Origin of the sequence: Actinomadura sp. NPDC048032 (assembly GCF_040653175.1) — a bacterium.
Lineage (GTDB): Bacteria > Actinomycetota > Actinomycetes > Streptosporangiales > Streptosporangiaceae > Spirillospora > Spirillospora verrucosospora.
The window spans coordinates 1-2,335 of record NZ_JBEZJP010000708.1; the positions used below are offsets into that span (position 1 = coordinate 1).

Annotated in this window: 2 protein-coding genes; both read right to left on the reverse strand. The window is 70.9% G+C overall.

The window, feature by feature from the left end; translation table 11 throughout:
* Positions 1 to 471, reverse strand: a 471-nt coding sequence (locus tag AB0C69_RS41330) for a Na+/H+ antiporter NhaA (protein ID WP_360362180.1), incomplete at its 3' end; no start/stop codon positions are given.
* Between the two features lie 238 nt (positions 472 to 709).
* On the reverse strand, positions 710 to 2,335 hold a 1,626-nt coding region (gene acs / locus AB0C69_RS41335; protein WP_360362183.1), incomplete at its 5' end, for an acetate--CoA ligase.

Below are 2,335 nucleotides of genomic sequence, written 5' to 3' on the forward strand. Positions count from 1 at the left end.
GGCGAGCACCGCCAGCGCGAACGCGATGTCCGTCGCCGTCGGCACCGCCCACCCGCTGGCCGCGCCCGGCGCGCCCGCGCTCACCGCCAGGAAGATCAGCGCGGGCACCGCCACCCCGGCCGCCGCGGCGATCACCGGCAGCGCCGCGTCCCGCGGATTGCGCAGCTCGCCGTGCGTGAGTTCCTCGCGCAGTTCCAGCCCGGCGATGAAGAAGAAGACGGCGAGCAGCCCGCTCGACGCCCAGTGCTGCACGTCCATGTGCCCCAGGTGCAGCCAGTGCGGGCCGATCTCGAACGTCTGGAGGCTCTTGTAGGCGCCGTCCCACGGCGTGTTGGCCCACACCAGCGCCGCGACCGCCGCGAGCAGCATCACCACGCCGCCGATCGTCTCGGTGCGGAGCGCACTGGCGACCTGGAGGCTGTAACGGACGGTCGGACGGAACGGCCACGTTGCTGCAACGCGGCGTTTCACGGGCGGGCGCGCCATAGAGAGAACCCCTGGGAAAGCGGCGGACGGCTGGACAAGGCCACGGCCCGCACGGTCACTACGGGACGTCCATGCCGACCAGACTTCCCGGCGTACCTAGGGACATTTTACCTGGCCCGCCCAGTGGGCGGCCCCGTTCCCCCGGCTCGGACGCCCAAACGGCCCGCGCCCGGCGGTGTGCCGGACGCGGGCCGTCGCGTTGGCCGGTGTGCGCCGTGTGGGGTCAGTCGTCCGACTTGGCGCTGGGCAGCTTCTCCGAGATCAGGTCCATCACCGTGCTGTCCGCGAGCGTCGTGACGTCGCCGATGCTGCGGTTCTCCGCCACGTCCCGCAGCAGCCGCCGCATGATCTTCCCGGAGCGGGTCTTCGGCAGCTCCGGAACGATCATGATCTGGCGGGGCTTGGCGATCGGGCCGAGGGTCTTGGCGACGTGGTCGCGCAGCTCCCGCAGGAAGTCCTCGCCCTCGACGTCGCCGCCGGCGTCGCCGCGCGGGATCACGAACGCCACGATGGCCTGCCCGGTGACCGGGTCCGTCGCGCCCACCACCGCCGACTCGGCCACCTTCGGGTGCGAGACCAGCGCCGACTCCACCTCCGTCGTGGAGATGTTGTGCCCGGACACGAGCATGACGTCGTCCACCCGGCCGAGCAGCCACATGTCGCCGTCCGCGTCCTTCTTGGCGCCGTCACCGGCGAAGTACAGGCCCTCGAAACGCGACCAGTACGTCTTGACGTACCGCTCGTCGTCGCCCCAGATCGTGCGGAGCATGCCCGGCCACGGCTCCCGGACCACCATGAACCCGCCGCCGCCGTCCGGCACCGAGCGGCCCTGGTCGTCCACGACGTCCGCGGCGATGCCGGGCAGCGGGCGCATCGCCGCGCCCGGCTTGCCCTCCGTCACCCCCGGCAGCGGGCTGATCATGATGGCGCCGGTCTCGGTCTGCCACCACGTGTCGACCACCGGCGTCCGGTCGGCGCCGATGTTCCTGCGGTACCAGACGTAGGCCTCGGGGTTGATCGGCTCGCCGACCGACCCCAGCACGCGCAGGGACGACAGGTCGTACCGGGCCGGGATGTCGTCGCCCCACTTCATGAACGTGCGGATCGCCGTGGGCGCGGTGTAGAAGATGGACACCTTGTACTTCTGGATGATGTCCCACCAGCGGCCCTTGTCAGGGGTGTCGGGCGTCCCCTCGTAGATGACGCTGGTCGAGCCGTTGGCGAGCGGCCCGTACACGATGTAGGAGTGGCCCGTCACCCATCCGATGTCGGCCGAGCACCAGTAGACGTCCGTCTCCGGCTTCAGGTCGAACACCGCCCAGTGCGTGTACGCGCACTGGGTCAGGTAGCCGCCGCTGGTGTGCAGGATGCCCTTCGGCTTCCCCGTCGTCCCGGACGTGTACAGGATGTAGAGCGGGTGCTCGGAGTCCATGGGCTCGGCGGTGTGCTCGTCGCTCTGCCGTTCGACGACGTCGTGCCACCACAGGTCGCGCTCGTTCTCGACGACCTCCTCGCCCGTGCGGCGCACCACGAGGACGTGCTCGATCGTCGGCGTCTGCGCGACGGCCTCGTCCACGATGCCCTTGAGGTCGGACGGCTTGCCGCGCCGGAAGCCGCCGTCCGCGGTGATGACGAGCTTGGCCTGCGCGTCGTCGATGCGCGTCCGGAGGGCCTCCGCCGAGAACCCGCCGAACACCACCGAGTGGGTCGCGCCGATGCGGGCGCACGCCAGCATCGAGATCGGCAGCTCGGGGATCATCGGAAGGTAGATCGCGACCCGGTCGCCCTTGCGGACGCCCAGTTCGAGCAGGGCGTTGGCGGCCCTGTTCACCTCGCGCTGGAGGTCGGC